The sequence below is a fragment of the Haliscomenobacter sp. genome (assembly GCF_965225875.1).
GTDB lineage: Bacteria > Bacteroidota > Bacteroidia > Chitinophagales > Saprospiraceae > Haliscomenobacter.
Genome location: NZ_CBDDBS010000001.1, coordinates 220,981 through 239,358 on the forward strand (window position 1 = coordinate 220,981; position 18,378 = coordinate 239,358).

Genomic DNA, 18,378 nt, shown 5'->3' on the forward strand with positions numbered 1-18,378 from the left:
TATAGCTTCCTGAAGTGCGTCTATGGTGCCTACGGTTTCTAAGGTGGTGAAAATACTGTTCGTGCATTTTATTTAACCACCTTAGAAACCACAGGCACCATAGACACACCTTAGATTTGACACGTCGCCAAATACCCTTTCACCTTCTCCACAAACAAATCCTGCAACACCTTCGTCACCTTTCCAATATTTCCATCGCCCAATACCAGCTCATCAATTTGCCCGATGGCCATTACCCCTTTGATGGTACTGGTGAAAAAAGCCTCTTTGGCCTCAGCCAGTTCGCTGACGTGAATGGGGCGTTCTTCCACCACATATCCCGCCTCCCGAGCCGCATCGATCACCTGCCGACGCGTAATGCCCCAGAGGATTTTTTCATCAGCGGTGACAATCCGGTCATCTTTGAGCACCAGGAAAAAATTGGAGCGGGCGGATTCCCGGATCCATTCACCTTTATCCACATAAATCAGGTCGGAGGCTCCCCGTTCTTTTATGGTTTTAAGCATGCGGATGCCTGTAGAATAGTTGATGGTTTTGACCTCCGGTAGCTCGCGCTGGAAAGGATGGGTGATGATTTTGATGCCCTGAGCCGAAAACTCCCAAGCGCTGGCGGGCAGATCGTACATCATGATCAACAAATTGGGGCTGACTGGGGTATAGCCGTCAGGAGAGTAACCTCCCGTGAGTACCAGTCGAATACCTGCTTCCTGCACCTCGTTCGCAGCCAAAAGGTCGTAGATATGCTGCCTCAGCGTAGCCTTGTCGAAGGGGATTTCCAGGTACAACTCTGCAGCCGAGCGGTAAAAACGATTCAGGTAATCATCCAGAAAAAGGGGATGCCCTTCCCGTGCCAGAAAGTAATCAAAAATGCCGTAACCTCTAAGGATGCTGAGGTCGGATACGTGCAGGTAAGCGTTTTCAACGGGGGTTTGTTGGCCGTTGATGTTGTAATATTTGATCATAGCGCACAAATTTCGTAGGGCCGCAGCTCTGCGTGGCTGCCCGCTAAAAGGTGGGCAACCACGTAGGGTTGCCCCAACAGGTTGCCCGTACGGCAAAAGTCATCATTTCCCTTGATTTTTCTTTGCAAAATCCCGCAATTCTTGCAGTAATCTCGTTGAACTTTTTGACAAAAGAGCAGAATACGGCAGGATATGCGTTTTTACCACAAAATAATCCTAATAATTCCATTGCAATTTTCAAGGATTATTTTTGATAAAAACCAAAAAATCAATATATTCCACTCTAATTCGGTCTGAAAGCAAAATTTTTGGTTTGTTTTCTTTTTTTCATTTAAACACTAACCATATGAGCTTCGACAGTAAACAGATTCGCAACGTGGTGCTCCTGGGCCATTCCGGCGTCGGGAAAACCACTCTGGCAGAAGCCATGTTGTTTGAGGGAGGCGAGATTAGCCGCCGCGGCAGCGTGGAAGAGGGCAACACGGTATCCGACTATACCGACCTTGAACACGAACGCGGCGGCTCACTCTTCGCTTCGCTTGAACACGTCTCCTGGAAAGATTCCAAAATCAATGTCATCGACACGCCGGGCCTGGATGACTTCATTGGTGAAGTGGTTTCTTCCCTCCGGGTGGCTACAACCGCAGTCCTGATCCACAACGCCAAAAGTGGGGTTGAAGTAGGTGCAGAATTGCTCTGGGAATACATCGAAACTTTTGACGCGCCGGCCATTTTTGTCATCAACCAGATTGACCACGAAAAAGCTGACTTCGACGCTACTTTGGAACAAGCCATTGCCCGTTTTGGCAATAAAGTAATGCCCTTCCAATATCCCCTCAACCCGGGAGTAGGTTTTAATTCCATCATCGATGCCCTGCGCATGGTGATGTACTACTTCCCCGATGGTGGTGGAAAACCCGAAAAACGTCCCATTCCCGATGCCGAAAAAGCGCGGGCAGATGAAATGCACCGCATCATCGTAGAAGCAGCCGCTGAAAACGATGAAACCCTGATGGAACGCTATTTTGAAGAAGGAAACCTGAGTGAAGAAGAATTGGCGCAGGGCTTGCGCATTGCAATTGCCCAAGGCCAGATCATTCCGGTATTTTGTACTTCCGCCAGTCGCGATATGGGCTCTGGTCGGGTGATGGGTTTTATCAACGATGTATGTCCATCTCCTGTAGATCGCAAACCTTTGCCACTCACCAATGGGAAGACCCTGGCTTGTGATTCAAGCCTTCCTGCAACGGTTTTTGTGTACAAAACCATTTCTGAACCTCGCGTTGGGCTCCTCTCCTACTTCAAGGTCTGTAGCGGCGTACTCAAAGCGGGAGATGAACTCACCAATTTCTCCAATCGCACCATCGAACGTTTTGGCCAGCTCTTTGTCGCCAATGGCAAAGACCGAGTCTCCGTCAATGAACTGAAAGCGGGAGACATTGGGGTAACCGTCAAACTTAAAAATACCCACACCAACAATACACTCAACGCCAAAGGGGCTGATCATGAAATCGTACCGATTTCTTTCCCGGAACCACGGGTAACCGTTGCCGTTGAGCAAGCCAATAAAAATGACATGGAAAAGCTCATGAAGGCCCTACACACCATTCATGAGGAAGATCCAACGGCGAGTGTGGAATTGAGTGCCTCACTCAAACAAACCTTGCTGCATGGCCAGGGGCAATTGCACCTCGATCTGATCAAACACCGGGTGGAACAAGCCCAGGGCGTCAGCATGAGTTTTGTGAAACCCCGCATTTCTTACCGCGAAACCATTACCAAATCGGCCAACGCGCAGTACCGCCACAAAAAACAAACCGGTGGTGCCGGGCAGTTCGGAGAAGTACACATGCGCATCGACCCCTATTTTGAGGGCATGCCAGATCCTTCTGATTTGAGTGTCCGCAACCGGGAAGTGGAAGAGCTGCCCTGGGGTGGTAAACTGGCCTTCTACTGGTGTGTAGTTGGGGGTTCCATCGATACCAAGTACTCCAGCGCCATCAAAAAAGGCATCATGGCCAAAATGGAAGAAGGGCCGCTGACGGGCTCACACTGCCAAGACATCCGGGTATGTGTGTACGACGGCAAAATGCACCCTGTGGACTCCAACGATATGGCCTTTATGCTGGCCGCCACCCATGCCTTCAAGGACGCTTTCCGCGATGCCGCGCCCCAACTCATGGAGCCTATGATGGATTTAGAAATCCTCTGCCCCGATGAGGTCATGGGCGACATCATGAGCGACCTGCAAACGCGTCGTGCCATGGTATTGGGCATGGACTCGGATGGCCACTATCAAAAGATCATGGCCCGGGCTCCACAAGCGGAGTTATACCTGTATTCAAGCACGCTGCGCTCGATTTCGCAAGGTCGGGCCAAGTTCCATCAAAGTTTTGCGGAATTCCAGGCAGTGCCCGCGGACATTCAGCAAAAATTGATTGATGCACACAAACATGAGGAAGTAGAAGCTTAAATCCGATGTTTTTTGTTTAAGAATTTATCCATCAGGTGGGGTTGCTTCGGCGGCCCCATTTTTGTTTTGGGTTTATCCGGTACTCTTTAATGCACCAATTTCAAGGTTTTTTGCCTTCTGTTTTCAATGTCATGAACCTGAACAAAATAAACTCCTTTAGGTAAATCCGTAACTGAAATTTGGTTGAACCCTTGCCGAACAACAGGGGTAAATAGTGTTGCCCCGAGAGCATTGTAGACCTTGCAGGAATAATTTCCGACGTTTTCTAGGTGAAAGGAGATGGTACCATTGCCAGTATGCTGAATGAGCTTTAGGTTTTTAAGTTCCTCTATTTTGCTAACACTAAGTGGAAAGTTTTGGTAAATATCCCGACAACGGCCCTCATGATTACCAAAAACATATTGCCCCTTTTGATAAAAACAACGAAAGACCACTCCTACGTTGTCAAATATTTGCTCCGGTGCAAAGGTGCCCAGTTCAATATTCCCTATTCCTTCAATAAAACTACGGATATAGTACCCACCTGAGAGAAAGCGAGGGTTGTACACTGATATTTTTCGACGTTTACTGCCATCCAACAATTTAACTGTATCTACTGAATAAACTATGGCAATGGTTTGATAAGTTGGCGACACATCCGGTCGATCATAAGCTATGGATTGCCCAAGTTTTAAATCGAAATTATAAATGGTATCCTCACTGTTGTTTGAGTTATTCAAACGGTAGACAATTCCTTTTTCTTCCCGATAAAAGACTTTACTTGGTTCCACGTGTCGATAGGCCGAATCAACGGTTCGGTACAATTGGTAGTAAAAATGACCATTGACTTCGACAGAGTCCTTAAAAAAGGCAGCAAATTCAACACTATAGTATTTGGGTGGTGACAGATCATAAAAATACCAACGGTTGTCTACACTCACCATTTTTTGGGCCAAAAGAAGTGTTGGCATAAGGAATAGGATATTATAGAAAAATTGCTTGATCTTCATGGCTTCTGATTTGAGTGGAGTATAAAGACCGTGTAAAATTGAGCGTATTTTGTTGTAATTTCCTGAGCTTTTTTCTTCTAGTATCGCAGCCGACAAAAATGTCTAAGGGCTTGTCTAAGGCGCTTTGAAACTCGCAACAATACCAAACATGGGAGCGCCAAGCCGAAACAACATAGGGGATTTGCGCCAGCCACCCAATCCATTGGCCTCAAAAACCTCCTTTTCTTTAGCTTTTTGCCAAACGGCTATTGATGGGCAAAGAAAATCATACCATCCCGATTTTTTTTTCGGGACTTTTTGTCCACTTTTAAACACATGAAAGTTCCCGGTTTCATCTTTATATCCAAGTACGTCATAACCAATGAATATACCTTCTGATGGGAATGAAATACTTCCATAAGGTATGGCATATTCCAGCGATTGCTGGTTTCCTCGAATATCAATTGGTTGTGCTGATGTCAAAATATCTTCACCTGGTTTCCCTTCATTATTGGCATAAATCCGCAGCCTAATGCGATAATATGATGCAAGGGAACGCTGATCTACGTCAAACCTGATCCTCAATTTTGTAATCCAGGCCTTCTTTTCCAGTGAATTCTGGATCAGCATGGCAAAGCGGTTGTTAGCATTGGTTGCAACAGAACCAGTGGGAATTCCGCGAAATCTTTTAAAATATCCCAATGCAATATCTTCTCTTTTGAATTCAGCATCAGTAATGGTCACGACTGGTAAGTCCAACTTTATTGGCAGAAGTGCAATTCTTGTTTCCTCGCGTAAATCGTGCAAGGCCATTTTTAGTGTTTGAAAACCAATGGTACTAAGTAAAATTGTATCAATGGTTGCACTGAATTCAAACGAAAACGCCCCCTTTTCATCCGCATAACTCCCCTCCTTATTGTCTTTGGAAAAAACCGCCGCGTAAGGAATAGCTTCCTGTGTTTGGGCATTGACGATTTTGAGGTTAATGGTCTGAGCATTAAGTGTAGCAACAGAAATGACCATTACCGAGAGTAAAGTTCTGAGTTTCATGTACAAGGATTTTTTTCAAAACGCGAAAAAAGGTTTTTGTCTTGTCCAAGCCAAAAACCTTTTTCCCCCTCACCTGTTCTACATCCATTGAACCATAAAACAGATCAAACCAATGCGTCCTCGATTCCTTTTTGCCATTTTGCTCAGCATTCCAGCCTGGGTATCCAGTTGCTTCAATGCCAACAAAGTTGTTTCATCTTCCAGTTCTACTGATGCTACACCTAAACTTATGTCTTCAGCCTCTTCTTTCCACAATTTAAGTGCCACCACCCTGGATGGACAAACCGTATCCATGGCCCAATACAAGGGTAAAAAAATCATCGTTTTGAATGTCGCTTCAAAATGCGGCTATACTCCCCAATACGCCGATTGGCAGGCATTTTATGAAAAAAACAAAGAAAACGTAGTCGTTCTGGGCTTTCCTTGCAACCAATTCATGGGCCAGGAACCTGGTACCGCGAACGATATTCAAGAGTTTTGTCAAAAAAACTACGGCGTAACCTTTCAGATGTTTGAAAAGGTAGACGTCAAGGGTGACAACCAAAGCCCTGTGTACAAATGGCTCACTGACCCGAGTCAAAACGGTTGGAACAGTGATGTCCCCTCCTGGAATTTTTGTAAATACCTCATCGACGAAAACGGCAAGCTGACTCACTTCTTTGCTTCTGGGGTGACACCTGAGAGCGCCGATTTTAAGAAAGCAATGGATTAAGCGTAGAGACGCACGGCTGTGCGTCTTGTTACACCTAACACCATTGTAGAGACGCACGGCCGTGGGTTTTTTCTGATATCCCACCAGTATGAGACGCACGGCTGTGCGTCTTGTTACACCTAACACTATTGTAGAGACGCACGGCCGTGGGTTTTTTCTGATATCCCACCAGTATGAGACGCACGGCCGTGCGTCTCTACAATTCGGTATAACTTTTCCGTTCCCCCAATCGTTTATTGGGAAAATGGACTATGATGAAACTATTGCTTCTTTTCCTGTTCACTTTCCCACTCTTAGCCCCCCACCCCATCCACCTTACTGTGATGGAGATTTACGGTACTGAAAAAAGTAAAAACCTGGAATGTTCGGTCACTTTTTTCTCTGATGACTTCGCTCGGGCCATTCAATACGAAACCTACGCCCCTCAAATCCAAAGTGGAAAACTTAAGACTGACGATCTGATTATCAAATACCTGCGCAGTAAATTACAACTCAAAATCAATGGTAAAAGTGGCAACTTCAGCCTGCAAAGGACCGAAAATACCCACGAAACCATCACCTGCTATTTAAAGCTCAACGCGGTTGCCGCTGAAACCCAAAAAATTGAGATTGCCAGTAAACTGATGCTGGAATTGTTCAATGACCAGCGCAACCTGGTGCAAATCCGGATTCCTGGAAAAAAAGAAGGCGCACTGAGCCTCGATAAATCCAAAACAAGTGCCGTAGCTGCTCTAATTGCGGACTGATTATTGTCAGTCTGATCGAAGACTTTTGGCAGGGTAAATCCCTTGAAATGACTGCAATTTTGTTAGCGTAAACAACCGATTAACAGAAAAAAACCAGCAGTCATGAAAAAGACATTGGTTCTCTCCATCCTCCTTTGTGCCGCTTTCGCACTTCATGCCCAGTCTCTAATTGGCCAACAACTCAAGAGCAAAGAGTCCGTTATTTTGTACCTCGTTGAACAAGAAAAACTGGCTCACGACTTCTATCGTTCTCTGGATACCATATGGGTGACCGATATTTTTAATCGGGTAGCCAACGAAGAATTTGAACACGTTGGCAAATTGAGTGCAGTAGCTGCTGAGCTGATGATTAACGTACCCAATCATTTCAATGAATATCCTATGGGGCAATTCATCGACAGCAAGTTGCGCCACTTGTACACCGAGTTGATGATCGCCGCTAATTTTTCATTGGAAGACGCTTATCGCACCAGTGCCAACCTGGAAGAACGCAAAATGTACGACCTAAAAATGGCACTCAAAGAGCCCAATTTTGAATTGGAAAACCTCACTTATAAAGCCTTATTGATTGGCAGTGAAGACAATTTCAAAGTCTTCATCCGGGCTCTAAATGAAATGAATAGTGGCTACACGCCTATTCTGATGAGTCCTAGTGAATTCGAAGCCTTAACCAAAAATATTTTGTCCAACGATGCTTGGCAAAGTTTTGATTCCAGCGCCAAAAGTCAAAATCGGATCGGCCTATTTTGAGGGTTGTTTTGACTGAATTAAAAATTTTCATTGCCTTTCCACTAAAAATTACTGACTTTTGTGCAATCTTTGCTCCGCGTCGAAGTTATCTTAAGCGCGGAGCATTTTACTTGATAATAAATGAGAATTTACCTGAGTCGATTTATGCTTGCTTTTTACCTGCTGTTGGCGCTGGCGCCACAGTGGTTAGAAGAGTTTGCTAAATTTCCAGCACTCATGGCCCATTATCAAGCTCATCGCCAGGAAAATCCGGCTACAACCCTAAGCGAATTTCTAAGCCAACACTATGGCAAGGATTACGCCAGCCACCGCAATCAACACGACCATTCTAAGTTACCAGGCAAAGCCAAACACCACGATTCTTGCATGCACATGAACGTGACTGGAGACTCCGTGCTTCCACTTCATGCGGATTTACTGGTGCCGCCTCATAATTGGGAGGAGCCCAAAAACTCTTCGGTTTTTCAACACGATCAAAATCCGGGTGCAGCCCACCTTTCCTGCATTTGGCAGCCACCCCGAGTTTAATTTCCCATCTTGAATGACTAGCACCTAGTCATTGCTCATTTCTATTGAGCCAGTTTTCCACCTTTTTATTTTTTTCTATAAATCAACAGTCCATGTTGACTCAAATAATCCGTTTTTCCATCCATAACAAGTTTATGGTGGGATTAGGGACATTGGCGATGGTCATTGCCGGGATCTATTCCTTTACCCGACTGCCCATTGACGCCATTCCCGATATCACCAACAACCAGGTGCAAGTGCTCACGGTATGCCCTACCCTGGCTACGCAGGAAGTAGAGCAGTTTGTAACCGCTACCATCGAAAGTGCGGTAAAATCCATACCGGGCGTAGTCGAGTTGCGCTCTATCTCCCGCTTCGGGCTCAGTGTAATCACGATTGTTTTTGAAGAAGACATCAATGTGTACCTGGCCCGCCAAATGGTGAATGAAAAACTCAAAATGGCGGAAGAAAACATTCCGCCGGGGTTTGGGGTACCAGAATTGGCCCCCATTTCGACAGGATTGGGAGAAATTTTGCATTACCGCATTGAACCCAAACCTGGCTACGAGCACAAGTTTTCCGCGGCTGATCTGCGTGAAATCCAGGATTGGATCATCAAAAAACAACTGACTGGTGTACCCGGAGTTGTAGAAATCAACAGCTTTGGTGGGGATCTGAAACAGTACGAAGTAGCCGTTCGTCCCGAGCGCTTGCGCAGTGTACAAATTGGCCTGCCAGAAATACTCACTGCCCTGGAAGGTGCCAATGAAAACACCGGCGGTGCCTATGTCGAAAAACACAGCAGTGTCTATTTCATTCGGGCACAGGGTCTGGTCAAAAGCCTTGACGACATTGGTCAAATTGTGATCAAAAACGTCAATGGCCTGCCCGTACGCATTGCCGATGTTGCGGAAGTCCGTTTTGGCAAAGCCCTGCGCTACGGTGCAGTAAGCCACAACGGCGAAGGCGAAATTGTGTTGGGCATCGTGATGATGCTCAAGGGTGAAAACGCGGCAAAAGTTATCGAACGGGTAAAAGCCCGCCTCGAAGAAGTCAAAAAAGGCTTGCCCGAAGGTATTACCATCAGTACTTTTTTGGACCGGGAAAAACTGGTCAACCGCACCATTGCCACTGTAGAGAAAAACTTGATCGAGGGAGCACTTATCGTCATTTTTGTGCTGGTGCTTCTGGTGGGTAATTTTCGGGCAGGTCTGATCATTGCTTCGGTGATCCCCTTGTCCATGCTTTTTGCCATTTCCATGATGCAACTTTTTGGCGTGAGTGCCAACTTGATGTCTCTGGGCGCCTTGGACTTCGGTTTGATTGTGGATGGAGCGGTTATCATTGTGGAAGCGACTTTACACTACCTGCACGTTCGCTTTTTGGCGAGGCCAGAAATTGAAGTTGAACCCGGCCAAACGGTCCATTTGAGCAAAGACCAAATGAACGAAAGTGTGCTGGAAGCCGCCAGTCGCATCATGCGATCTTCTATTTTTGGAGTAGTGATCATTTTGATCGTTTATTTGCCGATTTTGTCTCTGGTGGGTATCGAGGGCAAGATGTTTAAACCCATGGCCCAAACAGTGTCTTTCGCATTGGTGGGCGCACTGCTCTTGTCCTTGACCTACGTACCGGCCGTTTCTGCATTGACCTTGAGCCGCAAATTGCACCACCATCATAATCTAGCTGATCGAATCATTTTGGCGATTCAACGCCTGTATATCCCGGTTTTGATGTGGGCCTTACGCTGGCGTAAAACGGTAATCGGGCTCAGCCTGGGCTTGTTGGTGCTTTCTTTGCTGATATTCTCGCGGATGGGTGGCGAATTCATTCCAACCTTGGACGAAGGGGACATCATGATGCACGGCTTTTTACGCCCGGGCACCTCCCTGGATCAAACGCTGGAAAGCCATCGCCTGGCGCAAAACATCATCCTGAAAAACTTCCCCGATGAAGTGGAGCAAGTGATTTCCAAAATTGGTAGCGCCGAAATCCCTACCGATCCCATGGCGATCGAAACCGCAGACAACATCATCCTGCTCAAACCCATCGAGGAATGGACCAAAGCAGAAACCAAAGATGAACTGGTCAGCAAAATTGAAGAAAAAGTCCACGAAATCCCGGGCATGGCCTTTGAATTTACCCAACCCATCAAGATGCGTTTCGACGAAATGATGACCGGGGTGCGTTCGGATATTGCGGTCAAAATTTTTGGGGAAAACATGGATTCTCTAGCCCATGCAGGCCACCGGGTAGAGCAACTCCTCAAGAATATTCCCGGCCTGGCCGACTTGAAAGTAGAACAAGTGGAGGGTTTGCCCCAAATTGTGGTCAATTACCATTACGATAAAATTGCCCGTTACGGCTTGCACATTCGCGATGTCAATGCCACTCTGCGGGCTGCCTTTGCGGGCACTTCGGCGGGAGTGGTTTATGAAGAAGCCCGGCGCTTCGACCTGGTACTGCGCCTGGATGATCAAAACCGCAGCGATTTGGAAGATGTGCGCCAATTGCCCATCACCACTCCGAATGGCGAATTGATCCCACTGAGTGAGGTAGCTGACGTAGATTATCGCCTGGGTGCCGCCCAAATCAGCCGGGACAACGCCCAACGCCGGATTGTAGTGGGTGCCAACGTACGGGGCCGCGACGTGGAAAGTGCATTTTTGGAAGTACAAGCCAAATTGGATGCCGAGCTCAAACTACCCGCAGGTTATTTTACCACTTATGGCGGCCAATTTGAAAACCTGCAAGCGGCCAAAGCCAGGTTATCAATTGCAGTACCTGTAGCTCTCGCCCTCATTTTTCTGCTTTTGTTTTTCACGTTCAACTCCATGAAGGAAAGTTTGTTGATTTTCACTGCCATCCCCATGTCGGCGATTGGGGGCGTCTTTGCGCTACTGATTCGGGATATGCCCTTTTCCATTTCGGCCGGGGTTGGATTTATTGCCTTATTCGGCGTTGCGGTGCTGAATGGGATTGTGTTGATTACCTATTTCAACCAATTGGAAAAAGAAGGCATTGAAAGTGTACCCGAGCGGATTCGCTCTGGAGCCATTGCCCGCTTGAGGCCCGTACTCATGACTGCGGCGGTAGCCTCTCTCGGCTTTTTGCCAATGGCCATTTCGCATGGCGCGGGGGCAGAAGTACAGCGCCCACTAGCTACGGTGGTCATTGGAGGTTTGATTACTTCCACTTTGCTAACCTTGATTGTCTTACCCGTGCTTTATGCCTTGTTTTTTGAACGCGAACGTTTCCTCAAAGTGCCAACCTCGGTAGGTATTTTGTTGATTCCATTGCTCTTTGCCGGAGTTTCGCTCCAGGGGCAAAATGCGTTGCGGGAAAATGACGCCATTACGTTGGCTTTAAAGAACCATCCTGCTGTCCGTTCAGCCAACCTTCAGGTACAGCATCAACAAGGGCTGCAAGGTACGGCCAAAATGTACGACCCAGCGAACCTGTTCCACAACGTCACCGCTGACCCTGATTTGGGCTTATTGGGTACCACTACTTTTGGCATCAGTCAAAGTTTCCCCAGTCGCAAGGCCACGCGGGCAACTGCCAGTTATTATCAACAAAAACAAAGTCAGGCCTCAGCAGTCCTGGCACATACTGAACAAGACCTGATCCGGCAAGTGCGCGAAATTTACCAACATCTGGGATATTTGGATGCCAAAGCCAGATTGTATCGATCATTGGATTCGGTATACACCCGCTTTTCAACCATTGCTGAACAACGCTACAAAGCAGGTGATGCGGCTCTGGCTGAAAAACTGGCCGCACAAGACAAGGCCGCACAAGTTCGCTTGATTCTGGAAACCATCGATCACGAATTGAATTTTGACCAAGTGGTTTTAGGCCAATTATTGGGTTTACCTCAGGCCGTAAGTGCGATCGCCGAACCTTTGCGCAAACAAACCTTTAGTCTTGCCGATACTGCTTTGATCATTCAGGCACCTAGTGCCAAAGCGGGATTAGCCGGAGTGAGTGTGGCCAAAAGCCAACAACAAATTGAGCAGTCGCGTTTTGCACCCAGTTTTTCCACTGGTGCTTACGGCCAGGTGTTAGGCAACGGGGCGTTTTATCCGGGCTGGCAATTGGGCATCAACCTGCCTTTGGTCAACAAGGCTCGCCACAAAGCGGTGGAGTCGGCGGCCTTGAACGTCCAGATTGCCGAAGCCAATTACCAGGATGTATTGCTCCAACAGCGCTCGCAAATGGCCCATTTGTTGCACGAACAAGAGAAGTACAACACCTTGATTGAGTATTTTCAAACCCAGGGGCAGGCTTTGTCCAATGAGTTGTTACGCAATGCCGGTCTGAATTATCAGGAGGGTGAAATTGATTACACCACCTTGTCACAACAAGTGGAGCAGGCAATTGGCATCCAGATGAACTACCTAGAAAACTTGTACGGACTGAGTCTGACCGTTGTGGAATTGAAGTTTATTGCCGGACAATAGTCCAAAACCCTTTTAAATCTCTAAGAAATGAATCGCATTAAATATAGCAGTATCCTCCTTGCCCTCGCCTTATTCACCTTGGCTTGTGGTAAAAAAGCAGAACCAAGCAGTGAAAGCACTGAAGTCGCAGCTGCTGCCCCTGAAATGAGTGGCAACACCGTTACACTGAGTGCACAACAAGCCGAGCAAGCGGCCATACAAACTGGAACCTTTACCCTCCGCCCATTGAGTGATTATCTAGACGTCAACGCGGAATTGGTTTTGGGTAAGGAGAATACCGCTCAGGTAAGTGCATTTACCGAAGGAATCATCAGTGAATTGCGCATTCGCAACAACAGTAGTGTCGCCAAAGGTGGGGTGGTTGCCGTTTTGCGCAAACCAGACTTATTGGACTTGCAGCAACAATACCTGGAGAACAAGGATAGGATGGTATTCCTCGAAACTGAATACCAACGTTACAAGGCCTTAAAAGAAAATGATGCTACCGCTACCAAGAATTTCCAAAAAGCCGAAGCGGATTGGCGGGCTGCACAAACCTCTGCCAAGCTTCTGGCTGCCAAATTGCGCCAGTATCAGATCGATCCGGCCAAACTTACTGCCGATAATTTGCGCACTGAGTTGCTGATCACTTCTCCAGTTGCAGGAGTGGTAACCCGGGTGGATGCTAGCCTGGGGCAAGCCCTGAACCTGGGAGAACCCATTTGTGAGGTCAGCAACCTGGCCTATTTACACCCGGTCCTCTATGTTTTTGAAAAAAACCTGAACCAGGTCAAAGCGGGTCAAAAAGTACAGTTGAAATTCCCGGGAGGCAACGAGCAAGTGTTCAATGCCCATATCGACTACCTGGAACGCAGCGTTGATGCTGAACGCAAAACCGTCCGGGTACACGCCCGATTTGACAATGCCAGTGCAGCCGGAAATCAGCAAATGGCCAAAGGAGGTTTTCTCAATGCCCGGATTGCCTTGGCGGATGCGGGCATGTTACCTGCGCTGCCTGAGGAAGCGGTGATCCAGGAACAAGGTGGCTATTTTATTTTTTACCAGGAAAAAAAGGATGCGGCGGGTGTCACTTTTCACAGGGTCCCAGTCAAACGAGGCCCAGCCAATGATGGCTTTGTTGCCGTTGAACCACTTGAAACATTACCACAAGGTGCAGCCATTGTACTGAAAGGCGCTTATTATGTTTCCGCTAATGGAGGGGTAAGCGCAGAAGAATAGACTACGATATGTATTGATGATGCTTGTTATGGAAAATTTCTAAACTAGTGGTGGGACACCCATTCAACTCTTGTCTCATCGCTTAACTACAATGCCATGAAACTGCTCAAGAGGATTGGCCTTTTGCTGCTATTGGTAGCAATTGCCATTCAATTTGTTCCGGTCAACCGCAACAATCCAGCTGTTGACCCCAATCAGGATTACCTCAAAGTAAGTGCTGCACCCGCTGAGGTTGCGCGTTTACTCAAAGCCTCCTGTTACGACTGTCACTCCAATGAAGCGAAGTATCCCTGGTATTCCTATGTTGCACCAGTCTCTTTTTTGATACAAAACCACATCCAGGAAGGGCGATCCAAGTTAAATTTTTCAACCTGGGGGAGCAATTCATCAGGTCAGGACCTCGCCGAAGCAGCGGAGGAAATACCCGAAGTCATTGCCGAAGAGGAAATGCCCTTGTGGGATTACAAATTAATGCATCCTGAAGCGAAACTGAGCGAAGCGGAAAAACGGACCCTGATCGACTGGTTTAACTCAGGAAGTCGGGCTACTGGCCAAACCGAGGGTGACAAAAATCACCATGAGGGAGAGGACCATGATGATTGATTTTTCGTTAGATACCACGTCACAAAGGTGATTTTGTAATTGGTAGCGGGGCAAAAATAAGTGATCATTTTTCCTGAGCCAGAGGATTAGATAAGGCACTTGAAATGAAACGTTTTCTTATCTAATCCTCTGGTAAAATGATCACTTATTTTTTTATCGCCCCTTCGTTAAAAATCTTTAACTATTTTTCGAGGGAGAAATCCATGCCTTAAGGCAACTCCCAAAGAAATTTTGCGGTATAGAAAGTAGGGATTCAGTTACATGAGTACAAAAAACTGAATCCCTACTTATAATGTAAATGTAACATGACGGTGAAAAAACAATTTATTGACTATCTCGCCCCCAGTTTATTAGGGGTTCTGTTCATTTTTAGTGCTTGTACACAGGAAAAAGTAGTAAACGTCAATCCGGTTTGTTTTGAGAAGGACGTTTTACCGATTTTTATTTCCAACTGTACACAAAGTGGCTGCCACAATAGCCGGGATCGGGAAGAAGGAATTGAACTGACTTCTTATGCGACCATCGTTTCCAATGGCGTAAACCCTGGTGACTACAAAAGCAGCAAATTGTATCGGGTATTGGTATCAGTGGGCGAAGAATTGATGCCTCAAAAACCTTACAATCGCCTTACCTCCGAGCAGATTGGCACCATCGCCCTCTGGATCGAACAAGGCGCCAAAAATACCACTTGTGCCAGTACAACCTGCGATGTGAGCAAAGTGACTTTTGCCAAAACGGTAAAACCCATCCTGGATCGCTCCTGTAATGGTTGCCATGCTGGCAGTGCTCCTTCCGGAAACATAGATCTTTCAACCCATGCAAACGTTAAAAGATACGTTCAGGACGGAAGTTTATTCGGAAGTATAAACCATGACGCTGGTTTTGTACGTATGCCTGATGGGGCAGCCAAGCTTCCATCCTGCGAAATCAGTTCCATCAAGGAATGGATTCGCCTGGGCGCCCTGAACAACTAGCCAACCCATGGATTTATCCGTGGGAGGCCACCATAGCTTTACCCCATGAATTTATTCGTGGGACGGATAAATCCGTGAGAGGCCACCATAAAAATCAACCCATGGCTTTAGCCGTGGGATTCTCGAAGAGAAAAAAGAAAAAAACTTTAATTCTATGAACGCAACCCGCTTTTTCTATCTGCTGATGCTGCTTGCCAGCATCATTACAACTACCAATGCCCAATCCAAGTACTTCACCCGTACCGGAACCGTCATCTTTGATGCCGAGGGGAAACTAGATGACATTGAAGAAATCAAAGCCAAAAATACTTCCGCTACCTGTGTATTGGATGCCGCTACCGGACAAATGGAATGGGCAGTGACCATGAGCAAATTTGCTTTTGCCAACTCCCTGATGCAGAAACACTTCAACGAAAACTATGTTGAAAGTGAAAAATACCCCAAAGCATCCTTTAAAGGTAAAATCAATGACATCAGCAAAGTCAACTTTGACAAGGATGGAACCTATCCGGTTGGAGTAACAGGAACCATGACCCTACATGGCGTGACCAAAGAAGTGAATGTAAAAGGTGTCATCACGGTCGAAAAAGGAAAAATTCTGGTAAATTCGGGTTTTGACATTCCGCTTAAGGATTACAAAATTGATATCCCTACAGTGGTATTTGTCAAAATTGCGGAAAGTGCCAAAGTCACGGTAAGCGCAGCCCTGGAAATCCTAAATGGTAAATAAGCACAATGAAAAAACTCTGGCAACGATTAGCGCTATTCGCGCTTTTACTCAACATTGGCGGTAATCTCTACGCACAGGATGATCTGCTGGGTCTATTAGGCGAAGAGGAAACAGGTGACAAAGTAGTCAACGCCTTTAAATCACCCCGGGTGATCAATGGCCACAGCATGGAAATGCTGGATGCAGGTGCACTTGATTTCCGGATTTTGCACCGATTCGGCAAGATCAATCAAGGCTTCTACGACATGTTTGGTTTGGACAATGCCTCAATGCGAATGGGCTTTGATTATGGCATCACCCCAAATCTTACGGTGGGTATTGGTCGTAGTACTTCCCGCAAAGAACTCGATGGCTTTCTGAAATACCGCCTCTTGTGGCAAAGCAGGGGCAGTAAAAGTGTTCCGGTTTCAGTGGTTTTGGTCGGAGGACTTACCCACAATGGTTTGAAAGAGCCTTTCGCCAGCTTGGAAATTGAACCGAACTTTGCACGCCGGACGGCCTACTACGCCCAAGCTATTGTGGGCCGCAAGTTTAGTGAAAAATTTTCGGCACAGTTGGTTCCAACCTTGTTGCACCGCAACCTTGTGGAGAATGAGTTGGAATCGAACGACATGGTAGCCTTAGGTATGGGTCTACGGTACAAGTTTGTCAAACGGGTCGCCCTGGTGGTAGATTACTACTATGCATTTAATCGTTTTCCAGACGATCCAACTTACAACCCAACCTCAATCGGGTTTGACATTGATACGGGTGGTCACGTTTTCCAGTTGCATTTTTCCAATGCAGTGGGTATGAACGAGCGCGCCTTCCTGACCGATGCCAACGGCAGTTGGTTGAAGGGTGAAATTCAATTTGGTTTCAACCTCTCCCGGGTGTTCCAGTTGAAGGAGAAGAACAAGAAGTCTTAATAGAGTAATGCGTTTTATATCCTACATGAGTTATCCCAAAAATTTGGGATGACTCATGTTTTTAGCTACAAACTGATCATCTTTGCTCCCCTAATTTTTGCTCCCTCTTCTGCTATTAATTTTCCACGTGGTCCTAAAAAACGATGTGGTGCATCAATTCCTTCCCAATTCAGTCCACAGGCATTGTGCAAAAGGGCACCACTTCCCAGTTCCAAGCGCCCCCCAGGTTCGATGGTAATGCGGGTATTTTCAGGAAGTGATACCCTGGCTTGAATGCGCAGCACCGCTCCTGCAACAATCTTGAGATTCCCGTACAGGTCTTTATCTCCCTTCCATACTACGGTATCTGTAACGGTTAAATCATAATTTGGCTGGCGTTTGCACCAATAAGGGATAAAAAAACGCCGCTCGAAGCTACTGGTATCCGCCATTCGAGCCTGCATGGTGCCAATTTGACAAGGCGAAAGGGCATTTTGCAGGGCGTTGTAATCCATCATGTTGTTGGAGGCAGCAGTATCGCAGGGCGGGTCAGGAGTTTGGTTCCAGCAGGGATTGCCATGCGCTGGAGTATCGTCGCAACCATCGTTGTAAAAGGCGTGAGCCAGCCCGAGGAAATGTCCAACTTCGTGATTCAAAATACCTCGATGTACCCAGGCCGCTTGTTTGCTTTCAAACATACCGGCCATTTTGATGGCATTGCCCAGCATTACTCCTACCCCACCGCCCTGGTGTTCAGGATGGTGGGGCATGATGAAAATATTAAGTACTGAATCACCTTGTACCTGGTATTTTCTAATTACTTCCATCCGATCCAAATTAGCATCAGGGCCTTTGTGGATGTAAAAGCTCAAAGTATCGTCATAATGAAAATAAACGCCTTGGTCTGGCGCTCCAGGTGCGGAGGGCGTCAACTCGTACTGATATCGAGGCTGAATGACCGGTAAGTTATTGCGATAGGGCTGCCAGAGTTTGTGGTTCTTTTGGAGATCCAGATTGGCATAATAAATCAAGTCCTTGGCAAAACGGACGGCTTCTTCTCCTTCGTAATTGTACGCCCGACTCCGGGTGTTCATAAAATGCACATTCATACGCAGGTAGCGGATGGGGGTATGCTCAAGGTGTGCAGTATCCGGCATATAATGCTCCGGATTGTGGTAAATGATGTTCAGTCGGCGCGGGCGTTGCTCGGCACTTGCAGTAGCTTCCCGCCGGATGATTTTTTTGGCAGGCAGCCATTTTTGTGCCAGCCCTGGCAATGAAAAAAGATGAATAAGTAGTAAGGTTAAACTCCAGGATTTTTTCATTGCCAATGGT

At 46.8% G+C, this 18,378-nt stretch carries 16 protein-coding genes; 12 read left to right on the forward strand and 4 right to left on the reverse strand.

The genetic code is table 11. From position 1 onward, the window contains the following. Window positions 1-110: 110 nt before the first annotated feature. Complete coding sequence (locus ACO08K_RS00825; RefSeq protein ID WP_421794486.1) at window positions 111-962, reverse strand: aminotransferase class IV; 852 nt, start codon at window positions 960-962, stop codon at window positions 111-113. Window positions 963-1,012: 50 nt separating this feature from the next. On the opposite strand from ACO08K_RS00825, the gene ACO08K_RS00830 reads away from it, so the two are divergent. Both ACO08K_RS00830 and ACO08K_RS00835 read left to right on the forward strand, forming a co-directional pair. Continuing rightward, complete coding sequence (locus ACO08K_RS00830) at window positions 1,013-1,216, forward strand: hypothetical protein (protein ID WP_421794487.1); 204 nt, start codon at window positions 1,013-1,015, stop codon at window positions 1,214-1,216. 92 nt (window positions 1,217-1,308) lie between these two features. Continuing rightward, window positions 1,309-3,435, forward strand: coding sequence for an elongation factor G (locus tag ACO08K_RS00835; RefSeq protein ID WP_421794488.1), 2,127 nt, complete (start codon window positions 1,309-1,311; stop codon window positions 3,433-3,435). 86 nt (window positions 3,436-3,521) lie between these two features. Here ACO08K_RS00835 and ACO08K_RS00840 read toward each other — a convergent pair whose 3' ends face one another. Next, window positions 3,522-4,520, reverse strand: coding sequence for a T9SS type A sorting domain-containing protein (locus tag ACO08K_RS00840; protein ID WP_421794489.1), 999 nt, complete (start codon window positions 4,518-4,520; stop codon window positions 3,522-3,524). Between the two features lie 18 nt (window positions 4,521-4,538). Next, complete coding sequence (locus ACO08K_RS00845) at window positions 4,539-5,453, reverse strand: carboxypeptidase-like regulatory domain-containing protein (RefSeq protein ID WP_421794490.1); 915 nt, start codon at window positions 5,451-5,453, stop codon at window positions 4,539-4,541. A 112-nt stretch (window positions 5,454-5,565) separates the two neighbouring features. On the opposite strand from ACO08K_RS00845, the gene ACO08K_RS00850 reads away from it, so the two are divergent. The 10 genes from ACO08K_RS00850 to ACO08K_RS00895 all read left to right on the forward strand — a co-directional run bounded on the left by ACO08K_RS00850 (window position 5,566) and on the right by ACO08K_RS00895 (window position 17,064). Further along, window positions 5,566-6,165: a glutathione peroxidase gene (locus ACO08K_RS00850; RefSeq protein WP_421794491.1), complete on the forward strand. Its 600-nt coding sequence runs from the start codon at window positions 5,566-5,568 to the stop codon at window positions 6,163-6,165. Between the two features lie 254 nt (window positions 6,166-6,419). Next, window positions 6,420-6,911 carry a DUF6702 family protein gene (locus ACO08K_RS00855; RefSeq protein ID WP_421794492.1) on the forward strand — a complete coding sequence of 164 codons (492 nt, stop codon included), beginning with the start codon at window positions 6,420-6,422 and terminating at the stop codon, window positions 6,909-6,911. Between the two features lie 102 nt (window positions 6,912-7,013). Continuing rightward, window positions 7,014-7,661: a DUF2202 domain-containing protein gene (locus ACO08K_RS00860; RefSeq protein ID WP_421794493.1), complete on the forward strand. Its 648-nt coding sequence runs from the start codon at window positions 7,014-7,016 to the stop codon at window positions 7,659-7,661. 120 nt (window positions 7,662-7,781) lie between these two features. Next, window positions 7,782-8,189, forward strand: coding sequence for a hypothetical protein (locus ACO08K_RS00865; RefSeq protein WP_421794494.1), 408 nt, complete (start codon window positions 7,782-7,784; stop codon window positions 8,187-8,189). 92 nt (window positions 8,190-8,281) lie between these two features. Next, window positions 8,282-12,631: a CusA/CzcA family heavy metal efflux RND transporter gene (locus tag ACO08K_RS00870; RefSeq protein ID WP_421794495.1), complete on the forward strand. Its 4,350-nt coding sequence runs from the start codon at window positions 8,282-8,284 to the stop codon at window positions 12,629-12,631. 27 nt (window positions 12,632-12,658) lie between these two features. Further along, on the forward strand, window positions 12,659-13,849 hold the full coding sequence (locus tag ACO08K_RS00875) for an efflux RND transporter periplasmic adaptor subunit (RefSeq protein ID WP_421794496.1): 1,191 nt from the start codon (window positions 12,659-12,661) through the stop codon (window positions 13,847-13,849). A 96-nt stretch (window positions 13,850-13,945) separates the two neighbouring features. Next, window positions 13,946-14,452, forward strand: a complete 507-nt coding sequence (locus tag ACO08K_RS00880; RefSeq protein WP_421794497.1) for a heme-binding domain-containing protein — start codon at window positions 13,946-13,948, stop codon at window positions 14,450-14,452. Window positions 14,453-14,757: 305 nt separating this feature from the next. After that, entirely contained in the window at window positions 14,758-15,426 is a 669-nt protein-coding gene (locus ACO08K_RS00885) for a hypothetical protein (protein WP_421794498.1), read from the forward strand. 154 nt (window positions 15,427-15,580) lie between these two features. Beyond that, window positions 15,581-16,156, forward strand: coding sequence for a YceI family protein (locus ACO08K_RS00890; RefSeq protein ID WP_421794499.1), 576 nt, complete (start codon window positions 15,581-15,583; stop codon window positions 16,154-16,156). A gap of 5 nt (window positions 16,157-16,161) precedes the next feature. After that, complete coding sequence (locus ACO08K_RS00895; protein ID WP_421794500.1) at window positions 16,162-17,064, forward strand: DUF5777 family beta-barrel protein; 903 nt, start codon at window positions 16,162-16,164, stop codon at window positions 17,062-17,064. 65 nt (window positions 17,065-17,129) lie between these two features. Here ACO08K_RS00895 and ACO08K_RS00900 read toward each other — a convergent pair whose 3' ends face one another. Further along, window positions 17,130-18,368: a M43 family zinc metalloprotease gene (locus ACO08K_RS00900; protein ID WP_421794501.1), complete on the reverse strand. Its 1,239-nt coding sequence runs from the start codon at window positions 18,366-18,368 to the stop codon at window positions 17,130-17,132. Window positions 18,369-18,378 lie beyond the last annotated feature (10 nt).

Coding starts and splice junctions, on each gene's coding strand:
- ACO08K_RS00880 (WP_421794497.1), top strand. CDS start 13,946: ATGAAACTGCTCAAGAGGATTGGCCTTTTGCTGCTATTGGTAGCAATT.
- ACO08K_RS00895 (WP_421794500.1), top strand. CDS start 16,162: ATGAAAAAACTCTGGCAACGATTAGCGCTATTCGCGCTTTTACTCAAC.
- ACO08K_RS00850 (WP_421794491.1), top strand. CDS start 5,566: ATGCGTCCTCGATTCCTTTTTGCCATTTTGCTCAGCATTCCAGCCTGG.
- ACO08K_RS00860 (WP_421794493.1), top strand. CDS start 7,014: ATGAAAAAGACATTGGTTCTCTCCATCCTCCTTTGTGCCGCTTTCGCA.
- ACO08K_RS00885 (WP_421794498.1), top strand. CDS start 14,758: ATGACGGTGAAAAAACAATTTATTGACTATCTCGCCCCCAGTTTATTA.
- ACO08K_RS00855 (WP_421794492.1), top strand. CDS start 6,420: ATGAAACTATTGCTTCTTTTCCTGTTCACTTTCCCACTCTTAGCCCCC.
- ACO08K_RS00845 (WP_421794490.1), bottom strand. CDS start 5,453: ATGAAACTCAGAACTTTACTCTCGGTAATGGTCATTTCTGTTGCTACA.
- ACO08K_RS00835 (WP_421794488.1), top strand. CDS start 1,309: ATGAGCTTCGACAGTAAACAGATTCGCAACGTGGTGCTCCTGGGCCAT.
- ACO08K_RS00875 (WP_421794496.1), top strand. CDS start 12,659: ATGAATCGCATTAAATATAGCAGTATCCTCCTTGCCCTCGCCTTATTC.
- ACO08K_RS00865 (WP_421794494.1), top strand. CDS start 7,782: ATGAGAATTTACCTGAGTCGATTTATGCTTGCTTTTTACCTGCTGTTG.
- ACO08K_RS00900 (WP_421794501.1), bottom strand. CDS start 18,368: ATGAAAAAATCCTGGAGTTTAACCTTACTACTTATTCATCTTTTTTCA.
- ACO08K_RS00870 (WP_421794495.1), top strand. CDS start 8,282: ATGTTGACTCAAATAATCCGTTTTTCCATCCATAACAAGTTTATGGTG.
- ACO08K_RS00890 (WP_421794499.1), top strand. CDS start 15,581: ATGAACGCAACCCGCTTTTTCTATCTGCTGATGCTGCTTGCCAGCATC.
- ACO08K_RS00825 (WP_421794486.1), bottom strand. CDS start 962: ATGATCAAATATTACAACATCAACGGCCAACAAACCCCCGTTGAAAAC.